Consider the following 18119-nt stretch of genomic DNA (forward strand, 5'->3'; position numbering starts at 1 on the left):
GGTCACGACGTGTTCGACGCAGTACTGGTCGCCAACCGAGGCGAGATCGCGGTCCGGGTCATCCGCACGCTGCGCCGCCTGGGCGTGCGCGCGGTCACCGTGTACGGGCCGGGCGACGCCGCCGCGCGGCACGTGCGCGAGGCTGACGCGGCGGTCGAGGTACCGAGCTACCTGGACGTGGACGCGGTGGTCGCGGCCGCCGTGCGCGCCGGCGCCGGGGCGGTTCACCCCGGCTACGGATTCCTGTCCGAGAACGCCGGGTTCGCCGCCGCCGTGGCGCGCGCCGGGCTGGTCTTCGTCGGCCCGCCGGCGGGCGTGATCGAGCTGATGGGCGACAAGATCCGGGCCAAGGAGACGGTCGCCGCCTACGGCGTGCCGGTGGTGCCCGGCGGCGGCGCGGCGGGCATGACCGACGCCGAACTCGTGGACATCGCGCGGGAGATCGGCTTCCCGGTACTGATCAAGCCGTCGGCGGGCGGCGGCGGCAAGGGCATGCGCCTGGTGCACGACGGCGCGCTGCTCGCCGACGAGATCGCCGCGGCCCGGCGCCAAGCCAAGGGCGCGTTCGGCGACGACACGCTGTTGATCGAGCGCTGGATCGACCGCCCCCGGCACATCGAGATCCAGGTGCTCGCGGACACCCACGGCACGGTCGTGCACCTGGGCGAACGCGAGTGCAGCCTGCAGCGCCGGCACCAGAAGATCATCGAGGAGGCGCCGTCGGCGCTGCTCGACGCGGACACCCGGGCCGCGATGGGCGCCGCCGCCGTGCGCGCCGCCCGGGCCTGCGGATACGTCGGCGCGGGCACGATCGAGTTCATCGTGCCGTCGGAGGATCCCGGCTCGTTCTACTTCATGGAGATGAACACCCGCCTCCAGGTCGAGCACCCGGTGACCGAACTGGTCACCCGCGTCGACCTGGTGGAGAGTCAACTGCGGATCGCCGCGGGCGCCGCGATCGGCAAGTCGGACGTGTCGATGCACGGGCACGCGGTCGAGGCGCGGATCTACGCCGAGGATCCCGATCGGGGCTTCCTGCCCACGGGCGGCCGGGTGTTGACGGTGTGTGAGCCGGAACTCGAAGGCGTCCGGGTCGACTCCGGGCTGCGCGAGGGCGGCGAGGTCGGCAGTTCGTACGACCCGATGCTGGCCAAGGTGATCGCCTACGGCGACGACCGGGCGACGGCGATCAGCCGACTGCGGGCGGCACTTGCCCAGACCCGGGTCCTTGGGGTGACCACCAACCTCGGCTTCCTGTACCGCCTGCTGGGCGACCCGGCGGTGCTCGCGGGCGACTTGGACACCGGCCTCGTGGAGGCCAGGACGGACGCGCTGACCGGGCATCCGGCGCCGCCGGAGGTGGCGGTCGCGGCGGCGCTCGCGGCGCGGGCCGAGCGGGTGTCGGCCGACGGCTGGGCGGACCCGTTCGCGGCGCAGACCGGCTGGCGGGTGGGCGGACCGGCCTGGGACACGCACGTGTTGCGGATCGGGCCGGGCGAGCCGATCGAGGTGCGGGTGCGCGACGGCGAGGTCTCGGTCGACGGCGGCCCGGCCGTGTCGGCCTCGGTCTCGGCGGTGCCGGGCGGGCTTTCCGTCGGGTACGACGGGCTGACCCGGCGCTTCGACTACGTTGCCGAGTCGTCGGGCGTGCGCTGGCTCGCCTACGGGCCGGACACCTGGCGGGTGAGCGAGGTGGACACCGTACGGGCCGAGGCGGCGGGCGGCGCGGCGCACACCGGCGCGCTGACCTCGCCGATGCCGGGCACGGTGACGGTGGTCAAGGCCGCCGTCGGGGACCGGGTCGCCCGCGGACAGACCGTGGTCGTGGTGGAGGCGATGAAGATGGAGCACGCGTTGACCGCGCCGTTCGCCGGCGTGGTCGCCGAACTGGGCGCGGTGGTGGGCGCGTCGGTGGCGATGGACCAGACGCTGGCGGTGGTGGAGCCGGACCCCGACGGGGCCGACCCGGAAGCGGCGGCGGGGGCCGAAGGAGAGGCGACGGAACGATGACGCGTCGACTGCCGGATGTACGCCGCGAACCCGGGTTGCCGGAGCGGGTGTTCATCCACGAGGTGGGTGCCCGGGACGGACTCCAGAACGAGTCCGGCGTGGTGCCGACCGACGCCAAGATCGAGTTCGTTCGCCGGCTGGCCCGTGCGGGTCTGCGCACGATCGAGGTGACCAGCTTCGTACCGCCCAAATGGGTGCCCCAACTCGGCGACGCCGCCGAGGTGTTCGCGGCGGTCCGGGCCGACGCCGAGATCACCGCCGACGATCGCCGCCTGCCGGTCCTGGTGCCCAACGAGCGCGGCTTCGACCGCGCCGTCGAGCTGGGCGCCGACCGCATCGCGGTGTTCGGCAGCGCCACCGAGACCTTCGCCCGGCGCAACCTCAACCGCACGGTGGCCGAATCGTTGGCCATGTTCGCCCCCGTGGTCGAGCGGGCCGGCGCCGCCGGGATCGACACACGCGGCTACCTGTCCATGTGCTGGGGCGACCCGTGGGAGGGGCCCGTCCCGCTCGACCAGGTGGTGCGCGTCGGCAAGGCCCTGGTGGACATGGGCTGTTCGCAACTCAGCCTGGGCGACACGATCGGCGTGGCCACCCCCGGACACGTCACCGCGCTGCTGACCGCGTTCGCCGAGGCGGGCGTGCCGGCGTCGCGCATCGCGGTGCACTTCCACGACAGTTACGGCCAGGCGCTGGCCAACACCCTCGCCGCGCTGCGCTTCGGGGTGACCACCGTGGACGCGTCGGCGGGCGGCCTGGGCGGATGCCCGTACGCGGAGAGCGCGACCGGCAACCTCGCCACCGAGGACCTGGTGTGGATGCTGCACGGCCTCGGCATCGAGACCGGCGTGGACCTCGGCGCGCTGGTGGCCACCAGCGCCTGGATGGCCGACCTGCTCGGCCGCCCCAGCCCCTCGCGCGCGGTCCAGGCGCTGATCGGCAAGCGGGTGGACGCGCACGGCCTGGTGCTCGCCGACCCGACCACCGCCACCGCCGCCGGCACCACCGCCGACGCGTAGCCGCGACCGCCCGGCCGCCGACCGAACCACCTCCGACGCACCGAAGCCGCCACGAGCGGCCCGGTCCGTCCCCCGCCACCGAACCCGGGAGCCCGGATCATGTTGGACCACCGCCTCGACGAGGAATACGAGCAACTGCGGCGCACGGTCGCCGAGTTCGCCAAGGACGTGATCGCGCCCGCGATCGGCGACCTGTACGAGAAGCACGAGTTCCCGTACACGATCATCCGCGAAATGGGCCGGATGGGCCTGTTCGGCCTGCCGTTCCCGGAGGAGTACGGCGGCATGGGCGGCGACTACCTCGCGCTCGGCCTGGTCCTGGAGGAGTTGGCCCGGGTCGACTCCTCCGTGGCGATCACCCTGGAGGCGGCCGTCTCGCTGGGCGCGATGCCGATCTACCGCTTCGGCACCGAGGAACAGAAGCAGACCTGGCTGCCCAAGCTGACCAGCGGCGAGATGCTGGGCGCCTTCGGCCTGACCGAGCCCGGCGGCGGCTCCGACGCGGGCGCCACCCGCACCACCGCCCGCCTGGACGAGGCGACGGGGGAGTGGGTGATCAACGGCGGCAAGTGCTTCATCACCAACTCCGGCACCGACATCACCGGCTTCGTGACGGTCACCGCGGTCACCGGCACCAAGGGCGACGGCGGCAAGGAGATCAGCACGATCATCGTGCCGGCGGGCACGAAGGGCTTCACCGTCGCACCGCCCTACTCCAAGGTCGGCTGGAACTGCTCGGACACCCGCGAGTTGTCGTTCACCGACGTGCGCGTCCCGGCGGAGAACCTGCTCGGCGAACGTGGGCGCGGCTACGCCCAGTTCCTGTCCATCCTGGACGAGGGTCGGGTGGCCATCGCGGCGCTGGCCACGGGGTTGGCCCAGGGCTGCGTGGACGAGTCGGTGCGCTACGCCGGTGAGCGCGAGGCGTTCGGCCGGCCGATCGGGGCCAACCAGGCGATCGCGTTCAAGCTCGCCGACATGGAACTGCGGGCGCACAACTCGCGGTTGGGCTGGCGGCACGCGGCCTCGCTGCTCGTACACGGCGAGGGCTTCAAGAAGGAGGCCGCGCTGGCCAAGCTGTACAGCTCGGAGAGCGCGGTGGACAACGCCCGCGACGCCACCCAGATCCACGGCGGCTATGGCTTCATGAACGAGTATCCGGTGGCCCGCTTCTGGCGCGACGCCAAGATCCTGGAGATCGGCGAGGGCACGAGCGAGGTGCAACGCATGCTGATCGCACGGGAGTTGGGCCTGCCGCGCTGAATCGACGACGGCTCTTTCGGCACCGACCCTTCTGGACGACACCCGTCCGGGAGGGTCGGTTTCGGTTTTCCGGGCGAATGAACACGGTCACTGTTGAACGCGGTCACCGTTGAACGCGTTCACCGTGCGACAGCACGGGTGATGCTCACGACCCGGCGTGCGCCGCGAGGGGCCCGGGTGGGGGTCAGTGGTCGACGGCCGGCCGGGCTCGGCGTGCGCTGGCCAGGACCGAATCGAGCAGCCCGGGGAAGAGGTCGTCCAGGTCGTCGCGGCGCACCCGGACCAACCGGGTCCGGCCCTCGATGGTCGTCCAGGTGACGCCGGCTTCGCGCAACACCCGGTAGTGGTGGGACAACGTCGTCTGGTGGACGTCGAGTTCCTCGCCGGCCGCGGAGCAGCTGTCCGGGCCGGTGCGGTCGAGCCGCTGTACGAGTTCGAGCCGCACGGGATCACCGAGCGCCCGCAGCACGTCCACGAGCCGGATGGCGTCCCGGGTCGGCTGTGACACCTCGCGCATCGTCGGCCTCCCGCTTTCGCTCGTGTCGCCACCGCCGGCTGATCATCTCGCGTCGAGGGGCAAGTCTATCCGACACATTGATACATGGACAAGCATCCATGCTTTGTCTACGCTGCCGACTCGTCAGCTTGCGATCCGTCCCAGCGGAAGGCACCGCCGCCCATGTTCAAACGTCTCGCGCCGTTGGCCCTGGCGACCTTCGCCGTCGGCACCGACGGCTACGTCATCGCCGGTCTGCTCCCGTCCATCGCCGACGACCTGGATGTCTCGACGCCCGCCGCCGGGCAGTTGGTCACGGTCTTCGCGCTGGTCCTCGCCGTGTCGGCACCCGTCATGGCGGCGGTGGCCGGGGCGCTGGACCGACGTACGGCCCTGCTTGTCGCACTCGGCGTGTTCGTCGTCGGCAACGCCCTCACCGCGATCGGCACCGGCTACGAGGTGGTCATGGCCGCCCGCGTCCTCACCGCGATCGGCGCCGGCACGATCACCTCGACCGCGTCCGGCACGGCCGCCGCCATCGTCGAGCCCGAACGCCGGGGCCGGGCACTGGCGTTCGTCCTCGGCGGCCTGACCCTGGCCACCGCCGTCGGCCTGCCACTGGGCACGCTGATCGGCCGCACCGACTGGCGCATCACCCTGTGGGCCGTCGCCGGCCTCGGCCTGCTCGCGGCGGTCGGCGTGGCACTCGGCCTGCCCAAGGTGGTCCTGCCGGCGGCGTCCCTGGCCGACCGCCTACGCCCACTGCGGCAGCGTCGCGTCCTGAGCCTCCTGGCGATCACCGCGATGACGTTCCTGGCCTCCTACACGCTCTACACGTACATCGCACCCGCACTCGACGACGCCACCAACGGCTCCGACGGACGACTGACCCTGATCCTGATGGCTTGGGGCACCGGCACCCTGGCCGGCAATCTCGCGGCGGGCCGCCTGGTGGACCGCCGCGACCCGACCCGAGTCCTCACGGTCGCACTCGCGTCGGCCACGGTCGCCTTGGCCCTGACGCCCGTCGCGGTACACACCCTGGGCGGGGCAATGGTGTGGGCCGTGATCTGGGGCGGCGCGGTCGGCATCATCGTCGTCCCACAACAACACCGTTTGATCGCCCTACACCCGGCCGCCGCACCCATACTCCTCGGCCTCAACTCCTGCGCCATCTACACCGGAATCGCCCTGGGCGGCGCGCTCGGCGGCGTGGCCCAACAATGGCCGTCCCTGACCCCACCCCAACTCGGCTACCTGGCAGCAGCCGTCACCGCGATCACCCTGCTCCACCACGTAACGGCCAGCCGCCGGGCCGGGGCCGGGACCCAGGCTCCCGCTCCCGCGACGCCGCCACAGGACAAACGCCCGTCCACCATCTGATCGGCCACCAAAGCGGTTTGCCTGCTTCGGCGGCGAGCCTTCGGGACGGCGTCGAGGTGGTCGCGCCATAGCCTGGGCCACATGATCAGGAGTGTCGTTTTCGATGTGGGTGAGACCCTGACCGACGATGCCCGGTTCTGGGGGCGTTGGGCCGAGTGGGTGGGAGTTCCGCCGCACACCATGTCGGCTCTGGTCGGGGCGGTGACGGCCCTTGGGATGGACAACGCGGAGGCATTGCGTCGGATCCGGCCGGGTTTCGACGTGGATGCCGAGCGGGCCGCGCGCGAGGCGGCCGGCATCGGTGAGGTGCTGGAGGAGTCGGACCTGTATCCGGATGTGCGCCCGGCGCTGGCGGAGTTGCGGGCAGCGGGCGTGTGGGTGGGGGTTGCGGGCAACCAGACACGGCGAGCGGGCGAGCTGCTGCGCGCCTTGGATCTGCCGGTGGACGCGGTGGCGGTGTCCGAGGAGTGGGGCGTGGCCAAGCCCGAGGATGCCTTCTTCGCGCGGTTGCTCGCATGGGCTCCCGGGGAGCCCCACGAGATCCTGTATGTAGGCGACCACCCGGCGAACGACCACGTCCCGGCGGCCCGGGCCGGGTTGCGCACGGCCATGGTGCGACGCGGCCCCTGGGGTTACTTGTGGGCGGGTGATTCAGAGATGAATCGCGCCGACTGGACGATCGATTCGCTGTCCGAAATCGCGAACCTCATCGGGCGATAACCACGCGAATCACCATCCCGAGCGCACCGACGAGGGTAGCGTGCAAGACATGCCGCCATCCTCGCAAATCGGATTGGGCGCCCGTGTCGCGTCGACCCGGGGCGGACGCCGGATGACGCAGGTGGCGTTGGCCAGGGCCGCAGGCATGTCGCTGAGCATGCTCCGCAAGATCGAACAGGGAACGAGGTACCCGTCCGACGACGGCTTGTCGAACCTGGCCGACGCACTCGGGGTCGACATCCATCGCCTGCTCGGAATCCGCGAGACGAGGGACAGTCGGGTAAATGCGGCACTGCCTGCGATGCGAGCTGCGATCGACGGCTACGACATGCCGGAGGACGGGCCGATCCGGGCGCTGCCCGAACTCCGGGAGGCAGTGGACACGGCCGTTGAACGGCGACTTGCGTCGCAGTACGCCCTTCTCGCACAGACCTTGCCGGACCTGTTGACCGAGTTGGCGAGGGCTGTTTGCGTGCTACCGGACCCAGAGCGTCATCGGGCTGCCGCGTTGCTGACCGGTGCATATCGAGCGGCGGACGCTGTGGCCTACAAACACGGGCACTTCGATTTGTCCGGCCGCTTGGTCGAGTTGATTCGGTGGGCTGCGGCTCGCGCCGACGACGAGCTGCAGACTGCCGTTGCAGCCTACGTCCGCACGGAAATCTTCTTCGTATCCGGAAACTTGGCGTCGGGACTTCGCTCACTGGAACGCGCTCTGGATGCGGCTCCGCCACCGCAGGGGACTCAGGCACGGGCGGCGCGAGTGGCTTTGCACATGCGGGCATCGGTGGTTGCGGCGCGTATGCGTCGGCCGGATGTAGCCCGCGCGCACATGACTGAAGCCGAGGTGCTCGTGGCGTCGATCCCGGAAGGAGTTTACTGCGGCACCGCTGTGGGTCCTTCGTCGCTTCGCGTGCACAAGGCATCGGCGGCTATCGAACTCGGCGACGGCGCAGCCGTGTTGGGTTTGGCTGGTGAGTGGAAACCCGGTACCGAGCTACCGGCGGAGCGCCGCTCTCATTTCTACATCGATCTGGCGCAGGCCCAGCTTTGGAGCGGCAAGCGGGACGATGCGTTCGCCTCGTTGCAGATCGCCAGGAAAATCGCGCCAGAGCACGTGCGTGAGCATCCTCAGGTGCGTAACACCCTGGCAACCCTGGTGAGACTGCAGCGGTCATTGCCCGACGCGTTGCTTGGCTATGCGGAGTGGGCGCACGCCATCTGAGTGCCACACCGTGTGACACTTTGCGGCTTTCCGGCGCGTCAGCATGGGTGGCGTGCCTCTCCGGGCCACATCGGAGGGCGTTTTGTAGCCGACCCATCTGCTGGGAGCACCATGTCCACGGAGTCCGTAAGTGTGTTCACATCCGGCGAGCCTGATTACCCAATCCGGATCGAGGTCGCCGATCGCCGGCCTCTCGATGTGACGCGGGCGGAGTTGACCGCTCTGGTGCACGAGTCGCGGATGTATCTGATGCGGACCTTTCCGGCGCCGTTGGTCGGGCGCGTTTCGGACTCGCGCGGCTGAGTCCCGAACGATGCCGTCCGCCACTGCCGAAAGCAGTTACGAGTACTCGCTGTTCCTTGACCGTCTCGTCGCAACCACCGCTAAGCGCAATCGACTTCAGGGGTTCGGACTCGATCCTGCGATGGCGTCACCGTACCGGCAGCGCGCCCACCAGCGTTGCTGCCTCGCCGCCGGGGTTGCGTTGCGGAATGCCGTGGCCGATGCGTATCGGGGTGGCGTATCGGTCGAGGGCATTGCTCGTATTACCGGGTTCTCCCCGGGTTATGTGCGGATGATCGTGCACCGTGCGCCGCGTGCCGAAGTCCTCGACTTCGTCGTCCCGTTTCATACGCAAGGAGTGATCATGACCGACACACCCACGCCTCCCTGGGCCGTCGGCGAACCCCTGTGGCGCAAGGTCGACCACCACGGGCGACATCACCACCTCGGGACCATCACCCGCATCTGGCACGACGGTGACCGGTGGATGGTCGAATACGCCTACGGCGCACGCGCCGACAGGATCACCACCGCACCCGCCGACGAAATGTACCGCGCAGGACCCATGACCCGACCCGTCTGAGCATCGCAGCGGAAGCGGAAGTCGAGCAAGCTGTTCGGGCGTTGCCCAGGCTGATCGCGAACCTCGCGGGATGGGTGGGTGTTTGCGGTGGGGGTTGGTCTTTGAGTTGCGGGGTGCCGGTGCCGGGTCGGTCTGGCACCAGGGGTTGGTCGCCGGTGGCGTGCGGGGCTTCGAAACCCGGAGCTCTCGACGAGGCGGGTGCTTTGGTCGGCGAAAACCGGCCTGCAGCGGGGGAGCGGGTGAGGGCCGGGTCGGGCTCTCCGGGGAGGCTTCCCAGGTGGGTCGGGTGTATCCGGCGTGCGTTGCGGTTGCGGTTGCGGGTGGCTGGTGCGGGGCGGCCTGAGTCGGTGGTGGGCCGCCGCCGGCGTGCGGGGCTCCGAGACTGAGGGCTCCCGGCGAGACGGGTGCGTTGGTCGGCGGGAAAAGCACCTGGCAGCGGCGGGCAGGGTGGGGGGCTCGGGTCAGGTCCGCCGGGGAGGCTTCGCGGGCGGTCGGGTAGTTCCGGCGAGAGTCGCGTCTCGGTCGGCTGCGCGGGGCCGGTCAGAGTCGTCGGGCGGGGCCGCCGCCAGCGTGCGGGGCTCCGAGACTCGAAGCTTTTGACGAGACGGGTGCGTTGGTCGGCGGAAAACCGGCCGGCAGTGGCGGGCGGGTGGGAGCTCGGGTTGGGTCTGCCGGGGAGTGTTCCCGGGTGGGTCGGCCGGCGGGTGTTTTCGGGGTGCGGTGGGCATGTGGGTGACGGAGGTTCACGAAACCGGATCCCGTGGGGTGCCGCAGCCTCCGCGCGCGAGAAAACCGCAGGTCAGCGCAAGTGGCCGCCGTTTCGAGCGCCGCGGGATCCGGTTTCGACGCCCACAGGGCACTTTCGGCCGCCGAGAGGCTGCAGCGCCCGAGATCGGCTCCGACTGAGCGGTTTCGGTCTCCACGCCGGAGTCGAGGAGGCTGGAGCACACGAAACCGGCACTCGACACCCGACTTTCCACCCCGACCCCACAAAACCGCAGGTCACCGAAACTCGAAGCCCACAACCACCCACCGAGATCCGGTTTCGAACCCAACCTCTCCCCAGACGCCCCCGAAACGCCCCAACCGATCGGAAGGCCCCTCGGCAATCTCAACCCGACCCTTCACCCTGCCCCCGCTGCCGGCCGGGTTTTCCGCCGAGCAACACGGCGGTGTCGTCGGGAACCCGGACTCTGGGAGCCCCGCACGCTGGCGGCGGCCTCGCTCGACGACTCTGGCCGGCCCCGCGCACCCGACCGAGATGCGACTCTCGCCGGAAGCTCCCGGCCCATTCGGGAAGCCGCCTCGGCGGACTCGACCCGAGCCCACACCCTGCCCGCCGCTGCCGGCTGCTTTTCCCGTCGAGCAATGCCGGGGTCTCGTCGGGAGCCCCGAGTCTGGGAGCCCCGCACGCCGGCGGCGGCCCCGCTCGACGACTCTGGCCGGCCCCGCACAACCACCCGAGACGCGACTCTCGCCGGAAGCTCCCGGCCCACTCGGGAAGCGCCTCGGCGGACTCGACCCGACCCTTTACCCTGCCCGCCGCTGCCAGCCGGTTTTCCGCCGAGCAATGCCGGGGTCTTGTCGGGAATCCGGAGTCTGGGAGCCCCGCGCGCTGGCGGCGGCCCCGCTCGACGACTCTGGCCCGCCCCGCACAACCGACCCAGGCGCGACTCTCGCCGCAAGCTCCCGGCCCACTCCGGAAGCCGCCTCGGCAGACTCGACCCGACCCTTCACCCTGCCCGCCGCTGCCGGCCGGTTTTCCGCCGAGCAATGCCGGGGTCTCGTTGGGAGCCCTCAGTCTGGGAGCCCCGCACGCTGGCGGCGGCCTCGCTCGACGACTCTGGCCCGCCCCGCACAACCGACCCAGGCGCGACTTTCGCCGGAAGCCCCTCGGCGGTCTCGACCCGACCCTTCACCCTCCCCGCTGCTGTCGGCTGGGCGTTCCTCGCCTCCGAGCGGAGCGGCTTCATCCTCGGCGCAACCTGTACGGCGACGGCGGCGAGAATCAGGTCTGACCCGATCCAACCCGACCCAACCCGACCACGTCACCGGTCACCGATGTGTCGGCTCGCCCCGTCGCCCGCAGAGGTAGAACAGCTCGGGGTCCCCCTCGTCGAGGCTGTACCAGTCCAACCGGGGTCCAGCCGGCTCGCCCGAGGAGGCGCTGCATCGGCTGGTTGGAGACGTTGGTCGACGTGAACAGCTTCGGGGTCGTACACGAGGCCGCTGCGGCGTTCAGCAACCCGTGCCCGACGCCCCTCCCGCGGGCCGACGGTGTCACCATCAGCATCGCGACGAAGCCCTGTTCGAAGAAGGTGTATTCCACCACGCAGTAGCCGAGCAGACGGCCGGACGCGTCCTCCGCCACCGTCGCCGAGCCCTGCCGGCACCACCTCGCGATGTTCGCCCGCCGCTCGGCGTCACCCGTGCTCGCGATCGCGTCGATCCCGGCCATCGTGTCCGCGTCCGACTCGTTCGCGCGGCGCACTGTGAAGTCGCCGAGGCCCACTGCATGCATGGGCCCATGCTGTCAGGCCGCCCCGAACACCGATCCCGCGGAGGTCGCGCGAGGCACGAAACGACCGCGGGCGCCGGACGGGAGAAATCGCTCCCGTCCGACGCCCGTGCGAACCGCCCTGCCCGGTCCTGCCTAGCTCTTCGTGGCCATTGCGCGCAGGAAGAAGGTCAGGTTGGCGGGGCGTTCGGCGAGTCGGCGCATGAAGTAGCCGTACCATTCGGCGCCGTAGGGAAGGTAGATCCGCATCAGATCGCCCTGCTCGACGATCCGGGTCTGCTCCTCGGGGCGGATGCCGTACAACATCTGGAACTCGAAGCTTCCGGGCGCCCGCCCCGCCCGGTCCGCCAGGTGCCTCGCGATGGCGATCAGGCGCGGGTCGTGCGAGGCCACCATCGGGTAGCCCTTGCCCTCCGTCAGGATCCGCAGGCAACGCACGTACGACCGGTCCACGTCGCCCTTGTCCTGGAACGCGACCGACTCCGGCTCCTGGTAGGCGCCCTTGCACAGCCGCACCCGCGAGCCCTCGTAGGCCAGGTCCCGGCAGTCCTGCTCGGTGCGCCGCAGGTAGGCCTGGAGCACCGCGCCCACCCACGGGAAGTCCACGCGCAACTCGCGCAGGATGCCCAGGGTCGAGTCGGTCGTGGTGTGGTCCTCCATGTCCAGGGTGACCGTGGTGCCCACCCGCGCGGCGGCGGTACAGATCCGCCGGGCGTTCTCCAGCGCGATCCGCTCGCCGATGCCGGGCAGGAACTGGCCCACCGCGGACAGCTTGACCGACACCTCGGCGTCGCGGGCCAGGCCGGTCTCGCCGAGCGTGTCGAGCAGCGCGTCGTACGCGTCCACCGTGGCGTCCGCCTGCGCGCGGTCGGTGGTGTCCTCGCCGAGGTGATCGAGCGTCACCTTGCGCCCGGTCTCGACGAGTTCGCGGGTGACCCGAACGGCGTCGTCGAGCACGTCGCCCGCGACGAAGCGGTCCACGATGGCCCGGGTCGGCGGCAGGTGCTCGACCAGGGAGCGGGTCCGCGGCGAGCGGGCCGCCGCGAGGATGGGGCTGCGGAGCATCTTCTTCTCCCGAAGTACCGGTGGGGTGGGGTCAGCCCATGTGCGGGTAGCGGTGGTCCGTCGCCGGGACGAACGTCTCCTTGATCGAGCGCGAGCTGATCCAGCGGGTGAGGTTCTGCATCGCGCCGGCCTTGTCGTTGGTGCCCGACGCGCGCCCGCCGCCGAACGGCTGCTGCCCCACGACCGCACCGGTGGGTCGGTCGTTGATGTAGAAGTTGCCTGCCGCGAACCGCAACACGTGCGCGGTGTGCGCGATGACCTCACGGTCCTGGGCGATGATCGCGCCGGTCAGGCCGTACGCGGAGACCGACTCCATCTGGGCCAGCATCATGTCGTAGGCGTCGTCCTCGTAGACGTGCACGGCCAGGATCGGGCCGAAGTACTCGTCCTTGAAGATCTCGTGGTCGGCGTTCGCGGAGACCAGCACGGTCGGGCGGACGAACCAGCCGACGCTGTCGTCGTAGGTCCCGCCGGCCGCGACCTCCACCGTCTCGTCGGCGTGTGCCCGGTCGATCGCGGCCTTGTTCTTGGCGAACGCGCGCTCGTCGATCACCGCGCCCAGGAAGTGGCTCAGGTCGGTCGGGTCGCCCATCGACAGCCCGTCGACGGTGGCCAGGAAGTCGGCCTTGAAGTCGGACTCCCAAATCGAGCGCGGGATGTAGGCGCGCGACGCGGCCGAGCACTTCTGGCCCTGGTACTCGAACGCGCCGCGGACGAGGGCGGTGCGCAGCACGGCGGGGTCGGCGCTGGGGTGGGCGACCACGAAGTCCTTGCCGCCGGTCTCGCCGACGATCCTCGGGTAGGTGCGGTAGCCCGCGATGTTCTCGCCGACCGTGCGCCACAGGTGCTGGAAGGTGGCGGTGGAGCCGGTGAAGTGGATGCCCGCCAGATCCGGGTGGCGCAGCGCCACCTCGGAGACCGCGATCCCGTCGCCGGTGACCAGGTTGATCACGCCCGGGGGCAGCCCGGCCTCTTCGAGCAGTTCCATCAGCAGTACGGCCGAGAAGGTCTGCGTCGGCGACGGCTTCCAGACCACGACGTTGCCCATCAGGGCGGGCGCGGTGGGCAGGTTGCCCGCGATGGCGGTGAAGTTGAACGGGGTGATCGCGTAGACGAAGCCTTCGAGCGGGCGGTGGTCGGTGCGGTTCCACACGCCCGGGCTGCTGATCGGCTGCTCGGCCAGCGCGCGGCGGGCGAAGTGCACGTTGAAGCGCCAGAAGTCGATCAGCTCGCACGAGGAGTCGATCTCCGCCTGCTGCGCGTTCTTGCCCTGGCCGAGCATGGTCGCCGCGGCCAACGTCTCGCGCCACGGGCCGGCGAGCAGGTCGGCGGCCTTGAGGAAGATCGCCGCGCGGTCGTCGAAGGACAGGTCGCGCCAGCCCGGCGCGGCGGCGAGCGCCGCGTCGACGGTGTCCTGCGCGTCGGCGGTGTCGGCGTGGGCGAAGGTGCCCAGGCGCGCGGCGTGGTTGTGCGGCTGGACCACGTCCTCGCGCTTGCCGGCGCCCATGCGCCGCTTGCCGCCGATGGTCATCGGGAGGTCGACCGGGGCCGCGGCCAGTTCCGCGAGCTTCGCTTCGAGGCGGGCCCGGGCGGGCGTGCCGGGGGCGTAGTCGTGTACCGGCTCGTTGACCGGGACGGGAACCTGGGTCACAGCGTCCAAGACGGCGCTCCTGTTCGGTGATCTGCGGCGGGGTGCGGGTGCCGTGCGGTGCGGCCGTGTGCAACGCCGGGTGACGCCGTACGGCCGTGTGCGGACACGGATCTCGTGCTCAACGGTAGGCCGCGACCGCCGTCGGGTGTTTATCCGATCGGTTAAACTCGAAACTCCCCGCTTGGCCCATCGGCCAACACCCGCGACATCCACGAAGGGGCTGAACGTGCCCGAATCCGGCGTCCCGCTGCGCGAACTGCTCGCCGCCCTCGGCGGCCCGGTCGGTGACGGCCCGATCCGGGTCGCGGCGGCGGCCGGCGGCCTGGAGGCGGCGGTCCGGCACGTGTCGATCCTGGATCCGGAGGAGGAGCCGCACGTGATGCCGGGCGACCTGCTGCTCGCGGTCGGCCTGCGCGGTCGGGCCGCGACCGGCACGGTGCGGGCGGCGGGCGCGGCCGGCGCGACGGCGATCGCGGTCAAGGGCGAGAGCGCGGCGCTGCGCGAGGTGGCCGACGCGGCGGGCGTGGTGCTGCTGTCGGTGCGCCCCGAGGCCCGCTGGGAACAGGTTGCCGCACTCGCGCACGCCGCCGTCGACGAGCGGCCCGACACCGAACCGCCCGACGGCGGCGACCTGTTCTCGCTCGCCCAGACCACCGCGATGCTCACCGGCGGCGGGGTCAGCATCGAGGACAGCGCCAACCGCGTGCTGGCCTACTCGCGGGCCACCGGGCCGGACGAGGCCGACGAGTTGCGGCGGTTGTCCATCCTGGGGTGGCAGGGGCCGGAGGAGTACATGGCCCGGCTGCGCGACTGGGGCGTGTTCCACCGGCTGCGCACCACCACACAGGTGGTCGCCGTGGAGGAGCGGCCCGACCTGGGCATCCGGCGCCGGCTCGCGGTCGGGGTGCACGCCGGTGGGCGGTGGCTGGGCACGATCTGGGTCCAGGAGGGCCGCCGGCCGCTCGCCGATCGGGCCGAGGAGGTGCTGGTCGGCGCGGCGCGGGTGGCCACGCTGCACCTGGTGCGCCGGCGGGCCAGGTCGGCCGCCGAGGCCGGGCCGACCCGGGAGAGCGTGGCGGGCCTGCTCGGCGGCTCGATCGCGGCTCGGGCCGCCGCCGCGCAGCTCGGCCTGGACCCGGTGCGGCCGGTGCTCGTGCTCGGCTTCGCGGTGCGGGCGGACGTACCCGACGAGTCGGCGCAGGAGCTGGCCCGGACCGAACTGGCGAACCTGGTCTCGGTGTACGCGGCGGCGCGACACAGCCACGCCCGGGTCGCGCCGCTGGGCTCCAGGGTCTATGTGCTGCTGTCCGCGCCGCCGACCGAGGCGGTCGCGCTCGGCTGGGCGCACGAGATCGCCGCCGCCGCGCACGGCCACCTCGACCTGGTGGTGCGCGGCGCGGTCGGCGATCCGGCACCGAGCCTTGCGCGTACCGTCGCGGCCCGGGAGTCGGCCGACCGGGTCCTGGACGCGATGGCGACCGGCGGGGTGTCGGCCGAGGTCGCGGCGTTGTCGGAGGTACGCCCGGAGGTGCTGCACGGGGAGGTCCAGGCGCTGCTGGCCGAGCACCGCGAGATTCGCGACCCGCGCCTGATCGCGCTGCGGGCGCACGACGGCGAGCACGACACGGAGTACGCGGACTCGGTGCTGGCCTGGCTGGACGCGCTGGGCGATGTGCGCGCCGCCGCCGCGGCGCTGCACATCCACCCGAACACGCTGCGCTACCGGATCCGCCGGGCGGGCGAACTGACCGGCCTGGACTGGGCCGACCCGAAGACCCGCCTGCTCGCGGCGCTGCTGCTGCGCCTGCCGGGGTGATCGGGCCGGGCCGCCCGGCCGCTTGGTCGCTCGGCGGCTCGGCGACTCGGCGGCGTCGGCTCAGACCTTGATGCCCAACTCGGAGAGCAGGTCCAGGCTCACGTACTCGCCGCCGGTGCGCGCCGCCGGCCCGTCGCACAACTCCAGCGTGGCGGAGACCATCTGGTCCATCGTCTCGATCTGATCGGGCCGCAACTGCCCACCGACCAACTCCTCGGCGCCCTCGCTGAGTACCGCGGCCCGGGGCTCGATCGTGTTCACCCGGATCCCGGTCCCGTACAGCTCCGCGGCCAGCGCGTTGGTGATCCTGTTCAACGCCGCTTTGGACGCCCCGTACACCGCGCTCTTGGTCCCGAGCACCCCCAACTCGAACGGCGGCCCCGCCCACGGCCGGGCGGTGCCGCTGGTCACGTTGACGATCCAGCCCTCGCCACGCGTCGCCATGGCCGGTATCACGGCCTGACACAACTCCATCGGGGCCAGCACGTTCACCTCGAAGTGCAGTCGCGCGCGGCGTTGCGGGTACACCCGAAGCGAGGCGTACGAGGCCATCGCCGCGTTGTTGATCAGGATGTCGATCGGCCCGCCCAGCCCCTCCTCGGCGGCGGGCACGATCCTGGCCCGCTGCGTCTCGTCGGACAGGTCGGCCTGCACCACGGCGGTGCGCCGACCGTGCCGGGCGATCAGCGTCTCCGTCCGCTCCAACGACCCGGCCAGATTCCCCTGCCGCACAGTACGCGCGGTGACCGCCACATCGGCTCCCTCGGCCGCGAGCCGCACCGCCAACGCCGCCCCGATTCCCCTGCTGGCCCCGGTGATCAATGCCCTACGTCCCTCGAACCGCTTGGCCACGGCGTCCCTCCCCTGATCCGGACAACTGCCTGCCACCATCCTCACAACAGTGGACTAGGTCAACCATCAGAACGCGAAATCCCACCCGTTGGAGATCGAGACGGGGAACGATCCGGGCCGCGGAGCGGGCTTGCCGGCGCGGCGGCGGGGAGGGTGGGTGGTCGGGTGGGGTCCGCCGGGGGGCTTCCCGGGGGGTTGGGGGGTTTCGGCGGGGGTTGCGCTTTTGGCTGCGGGCCGGCTGGTGTGGGGCTGGTCCGGGTCGTGGGGTTGGCCAGCGGGCGGTGTGGGGCTTCGGGGTGTGGGGTTTCGTCGGGGCGGGGGCCCGGGTCGGGGTGAAAGGCGACCTGCGGCGGGTGGCAGAGAAGGGGGCCGGGTTGGGTTCCGCCGGGCTTGCGTTGTCGGGTGGGTCGGGTTGTTTCGGCGCGCGTTGCGCCTTTGGTTGCGGGCCGGCTGGTGCGGGGCCGGTCCGAGTCGATGATGGGCCGCTGCCGGCGTGCGGGCTTTCGGGTGTGGGGTTTCGTCGGGGCGGGGGCCCGGGTCGGGGGAAGGGCGACCTGCGGCGGGTGGCAGAGGAGGGGGTCGGGTTGGGTTCCGCCGGGCTTGCGTTGTCGGGTGGGTCGGGTTTGTTTCGGCGTGCGTTGCGCTTGGGGTTGCGGGTGGCCGGTGCGGGGCTGGTCAGGGTCGGTGGTGGGCCGCTGCCGGCGTGCGTGGCTCCGAGACTGCCGGTCTTCGGCGAGGCGGGTGTGTCGCTCGGCGAAAAACCGGCCGGCAGCGGCGGGCAGGGCGGGCGCTCGGGTCGAGTCCTCCGAGGAGCCCTCTCGGCTGGGTTGGGACGTTTTCGGGGGTGTTTGGAGGGGAGTTTGGGTTCGGAACCGGATCGCGGTGGGTGGTTGTGGGCTTTGGGCTTCGGTGACCTGCGGTTTTGTGGGGTTGGGGTGGAAAGTCGGGCGTCGAGTGCCGGTTTCGTGTGCTCCGGCCTCCTCGAGACCGGTGTGGAGACCGAAACTGCCCGGTCGGGGTCGGGGTCGGGGTCGGGCTGCGGCCTCGCGGAGGCCGTCGAGCCGACCGAAAGTGCCCAGTGGGAGCCGAAACCGGATCCCGAGGTACTCGAAACGGCTTCCCTTCCCGCTGACCTGCGGTTTTCTCTCGCGTCGAGACTGCGGCACCCGACGCCGTCCGGTTTCGTGAACTCCCGCCCCCAACACACACCCATCGCACCTCGATATGCCCTGGGCT

General features: G+C 71.4%; 14 protein-coding genes. 8 read left to right on the forward strand and 6 right to left on the reverse strand.

The features are described from left to right. The first annotated feature begins 9 nt into the window (after window positions 1-9). From ACFXKZ_RS06265 to ACFXKZ_RS06275, 3 genes are all read left to right on the forward strand, one after another. Window positions 10-2010, forward strand: a complete 2001-nt coding sequence (locus ACFXKZ_RS06265; RefSeq protein WP_379996930.1) for an acetyl/propionyl/methylcrotonyl-CoA carboxylase subunit alpha — start codon at window positions 10-12, stop codon at window positions 2008-2010. Beyond that, entirely contained in the window at window positions 2007-3029 is a 1023-nt protein-coding gene (locus ACFXKZ_RS06270; RefSeq protein ID WP_379996932.1) for a hydroxymethylglutaryl-CoA lyase, read from the forward strand. The genes ACFXKZ_RS06265 and ACFXKZ_RS06270 overlap by 4 nt, the downstream gene beginning before the upstream one ends. A 99-nt stretch (window positions 3030-3128) precedes the next feature. After that, entirely contained in the window at window positions 3129-4292 is a 1164-nt protein-coding gene (locus ACFXKZ_RS06275) for an acyl-CoA dehydrogenase family protein (protein ID WP_379996934.1), read from the forward strand. 184 nt (window positions 4293-4476) lie between these two features. On the opposite strand, the gene ACFXKZ_RS06280 is transcribed toward ACFXKZ_RS06275, so the two are convergent. After that, window positions 4477-4809: an ArsR/SmtB family transcription factor gene (locus tag ACFXKZ_RS06280; RefSeq protein ID WP_379996936.1), complete on the reverse strand. Its 333-nt coding sequence runs from the start codon at window positions 4807-4809 to the stop codon at window positions 4477-4479. A gap of 162 nt (window positions 4810-4971) precedes the next feature. Here ACFXKZ_RS06280 and ACFXKZ_RS06285 point away from each other — a divergent pair, with 162 nt between their 5' ends. The 3 genes from ACFXKZ_RS06285 (at window position 4972) to ACFXKZ_RS06295 (ending at window position 8116) form a co-directional block, all read left to right on the forward strand. Further along, window positions 4972-6171 (forward strand): MFS transporter, encoded by a 1200-nt coding sequence (locus ACFXKZ_RS06285; protein WP_379996938.1) that lies wholly within the window; start codon window positions 4972-4974, stop codon window positions 6169-6171. Between the two features lie 81 nt (window positions 6172-6252). Then, on the forward strand, window positions 6253-6891 hold the full coding sequence (locus tag ACFXKZ_RS06290) for an HAD family hydrolase (RefSeq protein WP_379996940.1): 639 nt from the start codon (window positions 6253-6255) through the stop codon (window positions 6889-6891). Window positions 6892-6940: 49 nt separating this feature from the next. Next, window positions 6941-8116 carry a helix-turn-helix domain-containing protein gene (locus ACFXKZ_RS06295; RefSeq protein ID WP_379997326.1) on the forward strand — a complete coding sequence of 392 codons (1176 nt, stop codon included), beginning with the start codon at window positions 6941-6943 and terminating at the stop codon, window positions 8114-8116. A 430-nt stretch (window positions 8117-8546) separates the two neighbouring features. Here ACFXKZ_RS06295 and ACFXKZ_RS06300 read toward each other — a convergent pair whose 3' ends face one another. Continuing rightward, a complete protein-coding gene (locus tag ACFXKZ_RS06300) occupies window positions 8547-8753 on the reverse strand; it encodes a hypothetical protein (RefSeq protein WP_379996942.1) in 207 nt (68 codons plus the stop codon). 9 nt (window positions 8754-8762) lie between these two features. Here ACFXKZ_RS06300 and ACFXKZ_RS06305 point away from each other — a divergent pair, with 9 nt between their 5' ends. Further along, the gene (locus ACFXKZ_RS06305; protein WP_379996944.1) at window positions 8763-8981 is read left to right on the forward strand and encodes a hypothetical protein; all 219 of its coding nucleotides are present in this window, start codon (window positions 8763-8765) and stop codon (window positions 8979-8981) included. A 2008-nt stretch (window positions 8982-10989) separates the two neighbouring features. Here ACFXKZ_RS06305 and ACFXKZ_RS06310 read toward each other — a convergent pair. The 3 genes from ACFXKZ_RS06310 to pruA form a co-directional block, all read right to left on the reverse strand. Then, window positions 10990-11502: a GNAT family N-acetyltransferase gene (locus ACFXKZ_RS06310; RefSeq protein ID WP_379996946.1), complete on the reverse strand. Its 513-nt coding sequence runs from the start codon at window positions 11500-11502 to the stop codon at window positions 10990-10992. Between the two features lie 132 nt (window positions 11503-11634). After that, window positions 11635-12564, reverse strand: coding sequence for a proline dehydrogenase family protein (locus ACFXKZ_RS06315; RefSeq protein WP_379996948.1), 930 nt, complete (start codon window positions 12562-12564; stop codon window positions 11635-11637). Between the two features lie 31 nt (window positions 12565-12595). Continuing rightward, entirely contained in the window at window positions 12596-14224 is a 1629-nt protein-coding gene (gene pruA, locus ACFXKZ_RS06320; protein WP_379996950.1) for an L-glutamate gamma-semialdehyde dehydrogenase, read from the reverse strand. 217 nt (window positions 14225-14441) lie between these two features. Between pruA and ACFXKZ_RS06325 the strand changes: the two genes are divergently transcribed. Next, window positions 14442-16031, forward strand: coding sequence for a PucR family transcriptional regulator (locus ACFXKZ_RS06325; RefSeq protein WP_379996952.1), 1590 nt, complete (start codon window positions 14442-14444; stop codon window positions 16029-16031). Window positions 16032-16091: 60 nt separating this feature from the next. On the opposite strand, the gene ACFXKZ_RS06330 is transcribed toward ACFXKZ_RS06325, so the two are convergent. Next, on the reverse strand, window positions 16092-16883 hold the full coding sequence (locus tag ACFXKZ_RS06330; RefSeq protein ID WP_379996953.1) for an SDR family NAD(P)-dependent oxidoreductase: 792 nt from the start codon (window positions 16881-16883) through the stop codon (window positions 16092-16094). Between the last annotated feature and the right edge of the window lie 1236 nt (window positions 16884-18119).

Source organism: Embleya sp. NPDC059237, assembly GCF_042754105.1.
GTDB lineage: Bacteria > Actinomycetota > Actinomycetes > Streptomycetales > Streptomycetaceae > Embleya.